General features: G+C 36.1%; 12 protein-coding genes. 5 read left to right on the top strand and 7 right to left on the bottom strand.

Annotated elements, in window-relative coordinates; all coding sequences use genetic code 11:
* Nucleotides 1-159: 159 nt before the first annotated feature.
* Both dnaJ and L3049_RS09165 read right to left on the bottom strand, forming a co-directional pair.
* Nucleotides 160-1,308 (bottom strand): molecular chaperone DnaJ, encoded by a 1,149-nt coding sequence (dnaJ, locus tag L3049_RS09170; protein WP_275109502.1) that lies wholly within the window; start codon nt 1,306-1,308, stop codon nt 160-162.
* A 26-nt stretch (nt 1,309-1,334) separates the two neighbouring features.
* Nucleotides 1,335-1,949 carry a nucleotide exchange factor GrpE gene (locus tag L3049_RS09165; RefSeq protein ID WP_275109501.1) on the bottom strand — a complete coding sequence of 205 codons (615 nt, stop codon included), beginning with the start codon at nt 1,947-1,949 and terminating at the stop codon, nt 1,335-1,337.
* A 228-nt stretch (nt 1,950-2,177) separates the two neighbouring features.
* Here L3049_RS09165 and L3049_RS09160 point away from each other — a divergent pair, with 228 nt between their 5' ends.
* A complete protein-coding gene (locus L3049_RS09160) occupies nt 2,178-2,621 on the top strand; it encodes a hypothetical protein (RefSeq protein WP_275109500.1) in 444 nt (147 codons plus the stop codon).
* Between the two features lie 67 nt (nt 2,622-2,688).
* On the opposite strand, the gene L3049_RS09155 is transcribed toward L3049_RS09160, so the two are convergent.
* The 4 genes from L3049_RS09155 to L3049_RS09140 form a co-directional block, all read right to left on the bottom strand.
* A complete protein-coding gene (locus tag L3049_RS09155) occupies nt 2,689-3,237 on the bottom strand; it encodes a peroxiredoxin family protein (RefSeq protein WP_275109499.1) in 549 nt (182 codons plus the stop codon).
* Nucleotides 3,238-3,315: 78 nt separating this feature from the next.
* A complete protein-coding gene (murA, locus tag L3049_RS09150) occupies nt 3,316-4,626 on the bottom strand; it encodes a UDP-N-acetylglucosamine 1-carboxyvinyltransferase (RefSeq protein ID WP_275109498.1) in 1,311 nt (436 codons plus the stop codon).
* 116 nt (nt 4,627-4,742) lie between these two features.
* Complete coding sequence (locus L3049_RS09145; RefSeq protein WP_275109497.1) at nt 4,743-5,390, bottom strand: DUF4290 domain-containing protein; 648 nt, start codon at nt 5,388-5,390, stop codon at nt 4,743-4,745.
* A 243-nt stretch (nt 5,391-5,633) separates the two neighbouring features.
* Complete coding sequence (locus L3049_RS09140) at nt 5,634-7,952, bottom strand: ATP-dependent helicase (RefSeq protein WP_275109496.1); 2,319 nt, start codon at nt 7,950-7,952, stop codon at nt 5,634-5,636.
* 316 nt (nt 7,953-8,268) lie between these two features.
* On the opposite strand from L3049_RS09140, the gene L3049_RS09135 reads away from it, so the two are divergent.
* A complete protein-coding gene (locus L3049_RS09135) occupies nt 8,269-9,591 on the top strand; it encodes a T9SS type B sorting domain-containing protein (protein ID WP_275109495.1) in 1,323 nt (440 codons plus the stop codon).
* Between the two features lie 56 nt (nt 9,592-9,647).
* Here L3049_RS09135 and L3049_RS09130 read toward each other — a convergent pair whose 3' ends face one another.
* On the bottom strand, nt 9,648-11,804 hold the full coding sequence (locus L3049_RS09130; RefSeq protein ID WP_275109494.1) for an elongation factor G: 2,157 nt from the start codon (nt 11,802-11,804) through the stop codon (nt 9,648-9,650).
* A 406-nt stretch (nt 11,805-12,210) separates the two neighbouring features.
* On the opposite strand from L3049_RS09130, the gene rpsL reads away from it, so the two are divergent.
* From rpsL to fusA, 3 genes are all read left to right on the top strand, one after another.
* Nucleotides 12,211-12,591 carry a 30S ribosomal protein S12 gene (gene rpsL, locus L3049_RS09125; RefSeq protein WP_129252875.1) on the top strand — a complete coding sequence of 127 codons (381 nt, stop codon included), beginning with the start codon at nt 12,211-12,213 and terminating at the stop codon, nt 12,589-12,591.
* Between the two features lie 128 nt (nt 12,592-12,719).
* Nucleotides 12,720-13,196 (top strand): 30S ribosomal protein S7, encoded by a 477-nt coding sequence (rpsG, locus tag L3049_RS09120; protein WP_275109493.1) that lies wholly within the window; start codon nt 12,720-12,722, stop codon nt 13,194-13,196.
* Nucleotides 13,197-13,207: 11 nt separating this feature from the next.
* Nucleotides 13,208-15,322, top strand: coding sequence for an elongation factor G (gene fusA, locus L3049_RS09115; RefSeq protein ID WP_275109492.1), 2,115 nt, complete (start codon nt 13,208-13,210; stop codon nt 15,320-15,322).
* Nucleotides 15,323-15,340 lie beyond the last annotated feature (18 nt).

Genomic DNA, 15,340 nt, shown 5'->3' with positions numbered 1-15,340 from the left:
TTTCAATTAAAATCTAAAGTACTCAAATTTGAGAAGCCCAACATATAAAATCGATGTAAAGAGAAAAGAACATGTTTTAAATGAGTTTTTTTCTGATGTAAAATTTAGCACAAAAAAAATCCTCAGATTACTCTGAGGATTTGAATACTTATATTTTGTCTACTCAAAGAAGTTTCGAACTTTCTTGAAGAAACTTTTTTCCTGTGAGCTGGGGTTTGGCTTAAACGACTCAGAAGCCTGAAGTTTTTCAAGAAGTTTCTGTTCGTCTTTGCTAACCTTGTTTGGAACCCAAACATTTATTTTAACCAATAGATCACCACGACCATATCCATTAATATCAGGTAAGCCTTTTCCGCGTAAGCGTAGAATTTTTCCTGGTTGAGTTCCATTATCGATCTTAACTTTTACTTTATTTTCGATAGTAGGAATTTCAACAGCAGTACCTAAAATTGAATCAGGAATGCTAATAAATAAGTTGTATAATAAGTCGTTCTCGTCACGTACAAGCTCAGGATGCTCCTCTTCGTGAACTAAGATTAACAAATCACCATTCACACCACCACGACGAGCTGCATTACCACGTCCGCTAACCGATAGTTGCATACCTTCAGCAACACCCGCTGGGATATTGATTGTGATAATTTCTTCATCTTTTACAATACCTTCACCAGCACAAGATTTACACTTGTTGGTAATGATTTTTCCTTCGCCATTACATGATGGACAAACGGCACTGGTTTGCATTTGACCCAGGATGGTATTCTGAACACGAGTTACCTGACCACTACCATTACATTGTGTACAAGTATCGTGAGAAGAACCACCTTCAGCACCTGAACCATTACAGTCGTTACATTCAACATGCTTCTTAACCTTAATCTTCTTTTCAACACCATTGGCAATTTCCTGAAGCGTAAGTTTCACTTTAACTCTTAGGTTGCTTCCGCGATTCACACGTTGTGAACTACGTCCGCCGCCGCCAAAACCACCAAAGAAGGATCCACCACCAAAGATGTCCCCAAAGTGAGAAAAGATGTCATCCATATTCATGCCACCTCCGCCGAAACCACCTCCAGCTGCACCGCCCATGCCTGCATGTCCATATTGGTCGTAACGCTGACGTTTTTGATCATTGCTAAGTACCTCATAGGCCTCTGCCGCTTCCTTAAACTTTTCTTCAGCTTCTTTATCGTCTGGATTCTTATCAGGGTGAAATTGAATTGCTTTCTTACGATAAGCTTTTTTTAGCTCTGGTCCGGTAGCGCTTTTCGATACGCCAAGTACTTCGTAGTAATCTCTTTTCGACATCTTATTTCAGATTTGTTTGTTTAATATTATTCTCCAACGACTACTTTCGAAAAGCGAATCACTTTTTCGTTAAGGAAATACCCTTTTTCAATACAATCAACAACTTTACCTTTTAACTCTTCAGTTGGAGCTGGAATTTTGGTAATAGCTTCATGAACGTCTGTGTCAAAATCAAGATTGGTAGCTTCAATTTCTTTCACGCCTTGTTGTGTCATGAAATCTTTGAAGTTTGTGTAAATTAAATGTACACCTTCTTTTAAGGCTTCAATATCTTTAGCATCATCTATAGATTTTAAAGCACGTTCGAAATTATCTTTTACAGGAAGAATATTGATCAAAACCTTTTCGCTAGCCGATTTGGTAAGCTCCATTTTTTCTTTCAAGGTTCTTTTTCTGTAGTTGTCAAATTCAGCTGACAAACGTACATACTTGTCATTCATTTCTTGAAGCTTTTGTCCTAATTCTTCCAATTCATCAGCCTTCTTATCTTTTGCTGATTTTTTGGTTTTCTTCTTCTCTTTTTTCTCTTCTGCTTTAGGCTCTTCTACTTTGGCAGTTTCCTCAACTGTTGGATTGTCAGTAGTTTCAACTTCTTTTTCTTGCACGTCTTCTTTTTTTGATTTGCTTGTATCTTTTGTCATTTTTCAATGATTTTTTTATTCTTGTTTTAATCTGGCAATAGTTTACAAATAACCTGCCAATTTGCTGTCTTCCGACAAATTGGCACAAATATAGAATTTGTAACTGTAATTATTTCCATTTTATTCTGATTTCGATCAATTCATGTTTAAATGAGTATTTATTAAGCCGAATTTAGTTGTGTTTAACAGATTGAAAATTCTTATATTTATTAATTAAATATATTTAGGATGGAGATAGTGGTTGATAATGAGGAGTTTTGTATTCGTTTGTATCAAAATGTAGCTTATTTAAAAGTGATAGGAATACAAGATAAAACAGGTGCAGATTTTTTTGAAAAGACAATAGATGAAGTGATCTCGAAATATTCGCATGATCGTTTTGCCGCTTTGTGTGATTTAACAGAATTGATTTTGCCACACCCTTCCATTTCTCGACAGATTAATAGAGCGATTGTTAAACTTTCCGATAATTTGAATTTTGGGCATAATGCAGTGATTGTTGAGCCTAAATTTCTTCAGATTATGCAAGCGTATATTTTCTCTTTTTATTTGAGAAATATTTCTGCAAAAACTAAGATCTTTAAAAAAGAATCAAGAGCGGTCGAATGGTTGAATGAATTAAATTATCAGCTTACTGAAATAGAGGGATTTTTAAGTGAAAAGACCACTTAATAGAAAGCATAAAAAAACTGACTATTGCAATGCACTAGCCAGTTCTTATGTTGTCTTTCTTTGTGAGTTATTTCTTCACGTAGTATTGTAAGATTAATTCTAGTTTTTCACCTCTAAGGTTTTTTGCCAGAATAATCCCGTCACCATCAATTAAAAAGTTAGAAGGAATTGAATTGATTCCAAATTTAGTTGAGGTTGGTGAGTGCCATCCTTTTAATTCACTAACATGATAATCCCAATCTAGTTTATCTTTAGCAATTGCAGCCTTCCAACTAGCCAATTTTTTATCAAGTGAAAAACTATAGATTGCAAATCCAATTCCATTTTTAAATTTCTCGTCCTTAAATTTATGGTAAGCATCTACTATTCTAGGATTTTCTGCACGGCATGGGGGACACCAAGATGCCCAGAAATCAACCAAAACAAGCTGACCTTCAAGCGAACTAAGTTTAATGTTGTTTCCTTTAATTGATTTTGCAATTATGTCCGGAAGTTTATTTCCGATTTCAAAACCTATTGTAACACTCTTATCGTCCGTATTGATTTTATTTTCGGCTACCACCGAAAGTGAAAATATAAACGAGAAGAAAAGAACTAATATTCCTAATTTCTTCATAATCTCAAATTTTAGTTTTTGTATTTATTCGTGTTACTAAAATAGGTAGATATACTTATTTAGACTGTTAATAAATAGTTAATTATCAATTCTTCTAATTTTAGCACCAATTGCATTCAAACGAAGGTCTATATTTTCGTAACCTCTATCAATCTGATCGATGTTTTGAATGGTACTTGTTCCTTCTGCTGAAAGTGCTGCAATTAGTAGAGAAACCCCGGCACGAATATCTGGTGACACCATTTTAGTTGCTCTAAGTTTTGTTTCTTGATTCAATCCAATTACCGTTGCTCGGTGAGGATCACAAAGTATGATTTGAGCTCCCATATCAATTAGTTTATCGGTAAAGAATAATCTTGATTCGAACATTTTTTGATGAATTAAAACACTGCCTTTTGCTTGTGTTGCAACCACAAGAATGATACTTAAAAGGTCTGGCGTAAGGCCTGGCCATGGTGCATCAGCTATGGTTAAAATTGAACCATCCATAAAATTCTCAATGGTATAATTCTCTTGTTTTGGGATGTAAATATCATCACCTATAATCTCCAGTTTTATACCCAATTTTTTGAATGTGTCAGGAATAACGCCTAGTTCTTTATAAGCAACATTTTTAATTGTAATTTCAGATTTGGTCATGGCAGCTAAGCCAATAAAACTCCCAATTTCAATCATATCAGGAAGAATACGATGTTCGCAGCCAGAAAGAGATTTAACACCTTCGACGTAAAGTAAATTGGAGCCAATACCAGTAATTTTAGCCCCCATTGAGTTCAACATTTTACACAATTGTTGAATGTAGGGTTCACAGGCAGCATTGTAAATTGTAGTGGTGCCTTCGGCGAGTACAGCTGCCATAATAATATTAGCAGTTCCTGTTACCGATGCTTCATCAAGGAGCATATAGGTGCCTTGCAATCTTGGAGCTTCCAAGCGATAAAACTTATCACCTTGTTTATATCTGAAATCAGCACCTAGTTTTTGAAAACCGATGAAGTGAGTATCTAATCTTCTGCGACCAATTTTATCACCACCTGGTTTTGGAATATATGCTTTCCCAAATCGAGCTAATAATGGACCGATAATCATGATTGAACCTCTAAGAGAAGAACCCTTTTTTGCAAATTCATCAGAATTCAAATATTCAAGGTTGATTTCTTTTGCTTCGAAACAATAGGTGTTTTTTGCTTCTTGAGTGACACTTACACCGAGTGAAGCAAGAAGTTCGATCAAACGATTAACATCTAGTATGTTGGGGATATTATGAATTCTTACTTTTTCAGGAGTCAGGAGCGTGGCGCATAAAATTTGTAAAGCTTCATTTTTTGCTCCTTGCGGGTGCAATTCACCTTTTAATGTTGTGCCACCAGTTATTTCGAATGTGCTCATTTTATAATTCTTTTGGTGTGAATAACGTTCTAAAGATAATTATAAAAAACGTTTTGAAAAGTGAAAATAGGAATGGTTTTGGCATAAAAAAAACCGGTATAGAACCGGTTTATATTTTATTGTCTTGGTTTGTTATGTTTTCGATGATCGTTTCTGTTGTCATTACGATTATCAGACCTGGTATTTTTCCTTACAGGCTTTTTCTTTTGAATAAAATCTTTCTCTCTAATTTCGCGTAATCTCATGTTTTCAGGGATTTCTAATTTTCCCTTCGACATTTCTACTAAATCTTTGAAAATCTTTTCATCAGGCACACTATCCTTGTTCCAGTTAAGGAAGGATTTTTTCATGTGATTAGCAATCATCAAAATAAGAGCATCTTTTTCCTTCTGATCTTCCAATTCGATTGCTTTTAGTATTAAAGCTTCAATTGTTCGACCATAATGGCGATAGCGAATTCGTTGATTGTTGTATGGTAATTGATCTGGTTTTTCAGCAAGTTTTTCTCTTGTTGGAGCCTCGTAAGGAGAGTCGATATCTAAGGCGAAATCAGACATGATAGCAAGGTGATCCCATAGCTTGTGTCTAAAATCACTTACATCTCTAAGGTGAGGATACATATTCCCCATAATAGCAATAATGCTCTTTACCACACGGTTTCTTTCGTCTCTGTCTTCAACAGTTAAGGCAAAATCTACCATTTTCTGAACGTTTCGTCCATATTCAGGAAGAACAAGATGTTTCCTGGCTGAATTATAATCCATTTATTTCGTTGTTGTTATTATCAGGTAATTACAATTTTTAATCTTTTGGGCAATTTGGCGTACTTTAAAGAATCTAACGCAATAGCACCAAAATAATTGAGGGAGCTAAGATCTTATCGGCTATACTTATTGAAGTAGAAAAGAATTTTAATGAACTGTTTTACGAAAAAACAAATACAGAAAGTCTTAGAACTCATGGCAAATGTAACAGATTTCTTCTTTCAATACAAATAGTTAGGGAATTTATCCAACAATTTTAAGTTTTGCAAATTTTAATAATAATTGTTTTTGACCAACATTTTGAAAGAATACCGTTGCTTTGATATTTGGCTTGCTACCTTCCATTTGCAAAACTTTTCCCTTTCCGAACCGTTGGTGTTCTACTACCATGCCTGCCTGAATTAATTCTGGGTTTGATGGCTTGAAGTTCGGATCGTCTTGCTGTTGACTACTTGCTTTAATACGTGCAGTAGGTTGATTAAGTTTAGGTTTTGTGTTTAAACTTCTTTTTGCCTGGAATTTTCTTGATTGGCTAACAACTTCTGAATCCGAATTGCTTTGGAAATTATCGCTGCTTGCTCCATTAAATTCAGGTTCTTTTTCAAATTGATTATCAACATACTTTTCGTCAATTTCGTTTAAAAAACGACTAGGACGAGGATAACTCATATTGCCCCATTTGTATCTCGATTTAGCAAAAGACAAGCTGACTTTAGTTTCTGCTCTTGTTAAAGCAACATAAAAAAGTCTTCTTTCCTCCTCAAGTTCTTGCTGAGTGCTCGTGGCCATTTGTGACGGGAATAAATCTTCTTCTAGACCAACAAGATAAAGGTGAGGGAATTCCAATCCTTTTGCAGAGTGAATCGTCATCATGCTAATCTTATTCCGATCTTCGTCTTTTTCATTGTCATGATCTGTAAGTAAAGCAACATCTTCAAGATAATTGGCTAGCTTGTTCTCTTTGCCTTCTTCCAGTGCGATTTGAGTAAAATCCTGAATAGCATTTAAAAGTTCCTGAATATTTTCATGACGCGATACACCTTCAGGCGATCTGTCGTTATAGAGTTCTTTAATAATACCAGTAGTTTTTGCAATGTGGTTAGCAAGATCAAATGCAGATTCTGTTTCCTGCATTTTTTGGAAATCGGTAATTAAAGTAGCGAATTTCATTAGTTTTGAAATCGTACCTCCATTAATTCCGTAAGGTCTTTGGTTAAGTCCACAGACAATATCCCAAATGCTCGATTCGTTTTGTGCTGCCGCTTCCTGTAATTTGCTAATGGTAGTTGCTCCAATTCCTCTTTTAGGGTAGTTAATAACACGCTTTATGGCTTCTTCGTCGTTAGGATTCACAGCCATTCTAAAATAAGAAAGCAGATCTTTAATTTCTTTTCGCTGATAAAAAGAAAGTCCGCCGTAAATCTTATAGGGCAGGTTAAGTTTTCTTAATGATTCCTCGAAAATTCTCGATTGAGCATTTGTTCTGTATAAAATTGCAAAATCTTCGAATTTGAGTCGATGACGCATTTTTGTTTCATAAAGATCGTTGGCAATAATATATCCCTCTTCGTGGTCGGTCATAGCTTTTATAACCTTGATATTTTCGCCACCTTCTTTTTCTGAGAAAGACTCTTTTTTTATCTGCCCCTGATTTTTTTTGATTACTGAGTTTGCAGCATTCACAATGATCTTTGTAGATCGGTAATTTTGTTCTAGTTTGAATAATTGGTAATCAGGGTAGTCATTTCTGAAGTTTAGAATATTTTCAATTTTTGCTCCACGGAATGAATAAATACTTTGAGCATCATCACCTACAACACTTACATTTTTATGCTGTTCGGCCAATTTTTTCACAATTAAATATTGCGAGTAGTTGGTATCTTGGTACTCATCTACAAGTATGTATTTGAATTTGGCTTGGTATTTGGCTAATACTTCAGGTGAACTTTTAAACAGAATATTGGTTTGTAAAAGCAGATCATCAAAATCCATAGCATTGGCTTGTCGACAACGATGGCTATATCGTTTATATATTTCTGCAGTTAGTGGTCTGCGGTTAGAAGCATCTATTTCTTGAGCAGCAGAATTTTGGGAATAAGCAGTTGCGGTTACCAAGTTATTTTTAGCCGATGAGATACGATTCAAAATATCATTCGCTTTATAGACCTTATCATCCAGTTTCATCTCTTTGATAATGCTGCGAAGTAGATTTTTGGAATCTTGAGTGTCGTAAATAGTAAAGTTGGAATCGAAGCCTAAATGTTCAGCTTCGTAGCGCAGAATTTTTGCAAAAGTGGAATGAAAAGTTCCCATCCAAAGTGATTGTGCTTGTTCTGAACCAACAATATGGCCAATACGCTCTTTCATTTCGCGAGCAGCTTTATTGGTGAAGGTAAGAGCTAATATGGTATACGGACGCACCCCTTTATTTAAAAGGTGAGCAATTCGGTATGTTAATACACGTGTTTTCCCTGATCCTGCACCAGCAATTACAAGAGACGGTCCATCTGTTTTTTCTACAGCTTCGCGCTGAACAGGATTTAATTCGTTTAAATAATCCATTCTTTACGATCAGTTTTCCAATTATTTTCAACCCCAAAAATAATATTTGAAGTTTAATATTTGTCTCTTTTTATAATATTACTAGTGTTTTTTATTCTTTGTTTTGCCTTAAGACTATGATTGTTAGTATCTAATAGGCTTTGTGTTTGCTGGTTTTAAGTAGGTTTATTTTCAGTAAAGATGAATAAGCATCTAATCAGGATTAATGTTTGTTAAGTGATTGGGAAATAAAGATACTGGTTAATAGTAGAAAATACGACTTTATTTTTTTAATATTGTAAATCAAGATCGATCATAAAATTATTCATTTATTCATATGAAACAATCAATCAAACTATTTCAGTTTTCACTTTTCGTGATGATGGCTTTTCTTGCCAATCCGATTTTTGCTCAGATAACAGCACCCAAAGCTTCCTTGACTGCACAAACGGATTATTCTGATCCAGTAATAAGTGAAAATTCTATTTTTGTTTTTTGCGATAATATTGGAACCGGAGTTGGAGAATTGATTGCAAATTCTGCCGATGGAACATCGGGTTGGACCTTCACTTGGACAAAGTGGGATGTTGGAACTGGCGATTATACAATTCCAGTTACGGTAGAGGTCAATCAAAGTGAATCAACTTTAACGAACCTAACAGATGGTTTGTATAAGGTCGTTATTAGTAAAACTGGTGAAACAGATGAAGAGGGGCAGGCATGGGTTTTAAATAGAACGATGAGTTCTCAGTTGCCTAGTTTTAGTTTTGATAGGATGGATTGTGTTGGTGTATTTTTTAATGCATCTTATGTACCTGTTCAATTGAAGTATCTGGATATTCCTACTGCAAATGAAAAATCATTTTTAACAAGTTATGTATTTGAGTTAACTAGAGAAGGGGAAAGTATACAAAGAACACCATTTGATAATTACGATGGATCAGTAAAGAACTTTTTCGATGAGGATGCGTTTGAGGGGGAAAATGATTATCTGATGACCGTTACAGATGAGTGCGGGAATGAATATTCTGCTCCCGTAATTTCATCAGAAACCTATAAAATACATGCGGAATTTTCGATCGACCCAATGTTAGGAGAAGCTCCCTTAGAGATTACTTTTGATAATAATTCTGTTAATGCAGAAAATTTTGAATGGTTTATTTATCAGGATTTTGATAGATTAGAAACAGCTTTAACATCTGTAGAGGATAGTTTATTGATAGATGGTGTATTGGTTGATGAAGATCCTGCACCATATACTTATATGCATCCAGGTAATTATTTTGTGAAGTTAATTGCCTCTTCGAATAAGGGACCAGAGACTTGTATTGAAGAGTTTTATTTGAAATCAGAAGGAACACCAATTGTTGTTGATACTTCTTTGGTGCAAGTGCCAAATGTTTTTACACCTAATGGCGACGGTCGAAATGATGTCTTTAGGGTAAAGTCACAATCGTTAAAAACTTTTCATGCTGTACTTTTAAATAGATGGGGACGTGTTGTGTACGAATGGAAAAATCCTGATGAAGGATGGAATGGAAAGATTAATGGCAAACTTGCTACACCAGGGACTTATTTCTATGTGATTACTGCAACAGGTAGGGAAGAGCTAAAAAAGAAATACACAAAGAAAGGATCCTTTATGCTGATTCGAAAATAAAGGAAAATACGAATATAAAAAAAGGCCTCAATTTTGAATAGAGGCCTTTTTTATTTTTATACTTCAGCAGTCTCTTCTTCGTAAGAAGCTAGTAATTCTACTTGAACATCATTAGGTACTTTGTCGTACTCTGCAAACTTCATTGAGAATTGAGCTCGTCCACCCGTTAATGAACTTAAGGAAGTTGAATAACGATCCATCTCTTTAAGAGGCACCTTAGCTAAAATCTTCTGGAATCCTTTCTCAGCTTCCATTCCCATAATCATAGCACGGCGAGTTTGAAGATCACTCATCACATCACCCATTCTATCCTCAGGAACCAGAATTTCAATATCATAAATTGGCTCTAGAATCTTAGGAGCAGCATTTTTAAAAGCTTCACTAAAGGCATGGCGACCTGCAAGTTTAAATGAGATTTCATTTGAATCTACGGCGTGCATTTTACCGTCGTAAACTGTAACGCGAATATCACGAGCGTATGAACCTGTCAAAGGACCTTCATCCATTTTTTCCATGATACCTTTCATAATTGCTGGTAGGAAACGGGTATCGATAACTCCACCTACAATACAATTGCAGAAGACCAATTTACCACCCCATTCAAGATCGACAACTTCTGTGCCTCTAAGGTTCACCTTAAATTCTTTTCCGTCTACTTTAAATGATGTAGGGTCTGGAATCCCCTCATAATAAGGTTCGATAATTAAATGAACTTCACCAAACTGCCCCGAACCACCTGATTGTTTTTTGTGGCGATAATCAGCAGCAGCCTGTTTGGTAATTGTTTCGCGATATGGTATTTTAGGCGATTTAAATTCAATCTCCATTTTGTCATTATGCTTCAATCGCCACTTAAGCGTATTTAAGTGGAATTCACCCTGACTATGAAGAAGTATTTGTTTAAGTTCTTTCGAGTACTCAATTATAATCGTAGGATCTTCTTCGTGCATTCTGTGAAGTAATTCTCCTAAGCGCTCATCGTCTGCTTCGTCAAGTGCATTAACAGCAGTTCTGTACTTTGGTTCAGGGAAATCAATATCCTTATATATAAAGTCACAATCCTTACAGTTTAAAGTATGATTGTTCTTTGTATTTTTAAGTTTTACGGTAGCACCAATATCACCCGCTACAAGTTCTGAAACTTTTTCACGATGACGACCTGCAACAGCATATAGCTGAGAAAGACGTTCTTTTGTGCCATTATTAATATTCGTTAAATCATCACCTTCCTTAATTTTACCAGATATTACTTTGAAGTAATTGACTTCACCAATATGTGGTTCAATAGATGTTTTAAATACAAATAAGGAAGTCGGAGCATTCGCATCACATTTTGCTTCACGTCCGCTTACGGTAGGAATGGCAGGCATCTCTGTTACGAATGGTACGATATTACCAATAAATTCCATTAGGCGTCGAACACCCATATCTTTTTTTGCAGAAATACAGAAAACAGGATATAGATCACAAGCTGTCATCCCTTTTCTCATTCCTTCTCTCATCTCATCCTCAGTCAAACTTCCTTTATCGAAATAAAGTTCCATTAAAGCTTCATCATTTTCAGCTGCTGCTTCAACAAGTTCGTTGTGTAGTTCATTTGCCTTTTCTGACTCAGACTCCGGGATGTCAAGTATTTCTGGTTTCCCGCCTTCAGGACCCCACTTATACATTTTCATTTTTAAAACATCAACAACGGCATCGAAACCATTTCCAGCATTTACAGGATACTGAACAATAGCAACCTTGTTACCAAAGCTTACCTTAGCAGATTCGATACTTTGCTCGAAATTAGCTTTTTCATGATCGAGGTGATTTACAACAAAGATCAAAGGTTTGTTTCTCTTAGTCGCTCTTCTACCAAGAATCTCAGTTCCTACTTCAACACCGTGTTGAGCATTAATTAGCATCAAACCGGTATCAACCACATTTAGGGCAGAAATAACACCACCTGCGAAATCTTCAGCACCTGGCGTGTCGATAAAATTGATTTTCTTTCCTAACCATTCTGTGTACAAAACTGTTGAGAAAACAGAATTGCCATGCTCGTGCTCTACCGGGTTGTAATCAGAAACGGTGTTATTATCATCCACGTTTCCGCGTCTACTAATAACACCGCCTTCAAATAACATTGCTTCAGCTAGGGTCGTTTTACCCGAGCCGGCATTGCCAATGAGCGCGATGTTTTTAATTTCATTAGATTGATAAACTTTCATACTCGAAATTTTTATTGGGTTAAAAAATTGTACATTATCTATTAAAATGGATCATAAGTTCCATTTTGGCTTATAAGGTTCTCCAAATTAATTAACTTTTTAGTTAGATGCAATATACATTAGAAAATGAGCAAGTTTAGTATTTAACTTGTTGAATTAATTGCCGTATTTTTGATTTTACTCCTTTGTTTTTGGCGGGTTTTAAGATTGTGTTTCAAGAAAAATAAAATCACTTAATTTTTTGACAGATAATAACTTGTCTTTTCTAAACTCTTTTCCTATCTTTGTGCGCTGATTTCAAGGGGATTTTGCAAAAACACAGAGTTGAGTTGCTGTTTTTGTGAAATAATTAATACCTTTGCAACCAATTTGTTAAAATATATTTAATCACAAAGTAATTGTTAATATGCCTACAATTCAACAGTTAGTTAGAAAAGGACGCACCAAACTTGTAGAGAAAAGCAAGGCTCCAGCCTTGGATTCTTGTCCTCAGAGAAGAGGAGTTTGTGTTCGTGTTTACACTACTACACCTAAGAAGCCTAACTCAGCTATGCGTAAAGTAGCTCGTGTTAGATTGACAAACGGAAAAGAAGTGAATGCTTACATTCCAGGAGAAGGACATAACTTGCAAGAGCACTCGATCGTATTGATTCGTGGTGGTCGTGTTAAGGACCTTCCAGGTGTAAGATATCACCTTGTTCGTGGTGCACTAGATGCTTCAGGAGTAGAAGGTCGTATGCAGCGTCGTTCTAAGTATGGTACTAAGAGACCAAAAGCTAAAAAGTAATTAATTCTAGTTTTTAAAACTGTGAGTTAATGTTTATGTGTTGTTCTCTATTAAGTTGAGTAAATGATCGTGAGATTTTTGAAGACTGAAAAAGGCAGCTACAACGGATAACTCGTAAACTAAGAAAGATGAGAAAATCAAGACCAAAAAAGAGAATCTTGTTACCGGATCCAAAATTTAATGATGTGTTGGTAACACGATTTGTAAATGACTTAATGGTTGACGGAAAGAAAAATCTATCATTTAAGATTTTTTATGCAGCGTTAGAAATCGTTAAGGAAAAAACTGAAAAAACAGGGAAGTCTCCTTTAGAAGTTTGGAAAAAATCATTGGAGAATATTACTCCAGGTGTTGAAGTTAAGTCTCGCCGTGTAGGTGGAGCAACTTTCCAAGTTCCAATGGAAATTCGTCCAGAAAGAAAAGTTTCTATCTCTATTAAGAATATGGTTCTTTTTGCTCGTAAGAGATCTGGTAAGTCTATGGCCGATAAGTTGGCAGCTGAAATTATTGCTGGATTCAACGAAGAAGGTGGTGCTTATAAGAAGAAAGAAGATACACATAGAATGGCTGAGGCTAACCGTGCTTTTGCTCATTTCAGATTTTAATAATTAGGATCATGGCAAAAAGAGATTTAAAATATACCAGAAATGTTGGTATTATGGCTCACATCGATGCTGGTAAAACTACAACTACAGAACGTATCTTGTATTATACTGGTGTTTCTCACAAAATTGGTGAGGTGCATGATGGAGCTGCTACCATGGACTGGATGGAGCAAGAGCAAGAGCGTGGTATTACCATTACTTCTGCTGCTACAACTTGTTATTGGAACTACAATGACGAGAAATTCCAAATCAATATTATTGATACCCCGGGTCACGTTGACTTTACTGTAGAGGTAGAGCGTTCTTTACGTGTTCTTGATGGTGCTGTAGCATGTTTTTGTGCTGTAGGTGGAGTTGAAGCTCAATCTGAGACAGTTTGGAGACAAGCTAATAAATATAAAGTTCCTCGTATGGGTTTTGTGAACAAGATGGACCGTTCTGGTGCTGATTTTTTCAAAGCTGTACGTGAGGTTAAGGAAAAGCTTGGTGCTAATCCTGTACCTATTCAAATTCCAATCGGAACAGAAGAGAAGTTTTGTGGTGTAGTTGATTTGATTACAATGCAAGCTTGTATCTGGTTCGAAGATGAGAGTGGAACAAACTACAGAATGGAAGAAATTCCAGCTGATCTTAAAGAAGAAGCTGAAGAGTGGAGAGCTAATCTTGTAGAGGCAGTAGCTGAGCAGGATGAAGAGCTGATGGAGCGTTTCTTCGAAGATCCAGATTCTATTACTGAAGATGAGATGTATGCGGTTATCCGTAAGGCTACTATTAGCATGGAAATTGTTCCAATGTTATGTGGTTCTGCATTTAAGAATAAAGGTGTTCAGAGATTATTGGATGCTATGATTACTTACTTGCCACATCCATTAGATATTGATGCTATTGAAGGTACTGTTCCTGGAACTAACGAAGTTGCTTCTAGACAACCATCGGTTGATGAGCCTTTAGCAGCACTTGCATTTAAAATTGCTACTGACCCATTTGTAGGTCGTTTGGCATTTACACGTGTGTATTCAGGTGCTATTGATGCAGGTTCATACGTTTATAACGTAAGAACAGGTAACAAAGAGCGTATTTCACGTTTATATCAAATGCATTCAAACAAGCAAAATGCTATCGACCGTGTTGAGGCTGGTGATATTTGTGCTTGTGTAGGTTTTAAAGATATTCGTACTGGAGATACTCTTTGTCAAAAAGAAACTCCAATCGAATTAGAATCTATGGATTTCCCAGATCCAGTAATTGGTATTGCTGTTGAGCCTTTGACTCAGAAAGATGTGGATAAGATGGGTATGGCTTTAGCTAAACTAGCTGAAGAGGATCCTACATTCCAGGTTAAGTCTGACGAAGATTCAGGTCAAACAGTAATCTCTGGTATGGGTGAGCTTCACCTTGATATTATTATTGACCGTTTGAAGCGTGAATTCAAGGTTGAGTGTAACCAAGGTGCGCCTCAGGTTTCATATAAGGAAGCTATTACTCGCGAAGTTGAGCACCGTCAGGTATTCAAGAAGCAGTCTGGTGGACGTGGTAAATTTGCTGATATTCAATTCCGTTTATCTCCGGTTGATGAAGATTTCGAAGGAGAAGGATTACAGTTTATTGACCAAATTAAAGGTGGTAACATTCCAAAAGAATTTGTACCATCTGTACAGAAAGGTTTTATTGAAGCAATGAAAAACGGTGTATTGGCAGGTTATGTTGTCGATTCATTGAAAGTTGTTTTGTATGATGGATCTTTCCACCCGGTTGACTCGGATCAATTATCATTTGAGTTGGCTGCTAAGCAAGGTTTCAAAGAAGCTTGTGCTAAGGCAGGACCAATCGTTCTTGAGCCTATTATGAAAGTTGAAGTTGTTACTCCAGAAGAATATATGGGTGATATCATCGGTGACTTGAATAAGCGTCGTGGTCAGATCGAAGGAATGGAGTCTAAGCATGGTGCTCGTGTTGTAAACGCGAAGGTACCTTTGTCTGAGCAATTCGGTTATGTAACTGTATTGAGAACTCTATCTTCTGGTCGTGCGAACTCTTCTATGGAATTCTCACATTTTGAAGATGTACCTAAGGGAATTGCAAAAGAGGTTGTAGAAGCCGCTAAGGGTAAAGTAGAATTATTGTAATTAATATCGTAATAGATT

It is taken from the genome of Labilibaculum sp. DW002 (assembly GCF_029029525.1).
GTDB classification, from domain to species: Bacteria; Bacteroidota; Bacteroidia; order Bacteroidales; family Marinifilaceae; genus Paralabilibaculum; species Paralabilibaculum antarcticum.
This window is presented reverse-complemented; position numbering and strand designations above follow the sequence as displayed.

Coding starts and splice junctions, on each gene's coding strand:
- L3049_RS09155 (WP_275109499.1), bottom strand. CDS start 3,237: ATGAAGAAATTAGGAATATTAGTTCTTTTCTTCTCGTTTATATTTTCA.
- fusA (WP_275109492.1), top strand. CDS start 13,208: ATGGCAAAAAGAGATTTAAAATATACCAGAAATGTTGGTATTATGGCT.
- L3049_RS09135 (WP_275109495.1), top strand. CDS start 8,269: ATGAAACAATCAATCAAACTATTTCAGTTTTCACTTTTCGTGATGATG.
- L3049_RS09140 (WP_275109496.1), bottom strand. CDS start 7,952: ATGGATTATTTAAACGAATTAAATCCTGTTCAGCGCGAAGCTGTAGAA.
- L3049_RS09160 (WP_275109500.1), top strand. CDS start 2,178: ATGGAGATAGTGGTTGATAATGAGGAGTTTTGTATTCGTTTGTATCAA.
- L3049_RS09165 (WP_275109501.1), bottom strand. CDS start 1,949: ATGACAAAAGATACAAGCAAATCAAAAAAAGAAGACGTGCAAGAAAAA.
- dnaJ (WP_275109502.1), bottom strand. CDS start 1,308: ATGTCGAAAAGAGATTACTACGAAGTACTTGGCGTATCGAAAAGCGCT.
- murA (WP_275109498.1), bottom strand. CDS start 4,626: ATGAGCACATTCGAAATAACTGGTGGCACAACATTAAAAGGTGAATTG.
- L3049_RS09130 (WP_275109494.1), bottom strand. CDS start 11,804: ATGAAAGTTTATCAATCTAATGAAATTAAAAACATCGCGCTCATTGGC.
- rpsL (WP_129252875.1), top strand. CDS start 12,211: ATGCCTACAATTCAACAGTTAGTTAGAAAAGGACGCACCAAACTTGTA.
- L3049_RS09145 (WP_275109497.1), bottom strand. CDS start 5,390: ATGGATTATAATTCAGCCAGGAAACATCTTGTTCTTCCTGAATATGGA.
- rpsG (WP_275109493.1), top strand. CDS start 12,720: ATGAGAAAATCAAGACCAAAAAAGAGAATCTTGTTACCGGATCCAAAA.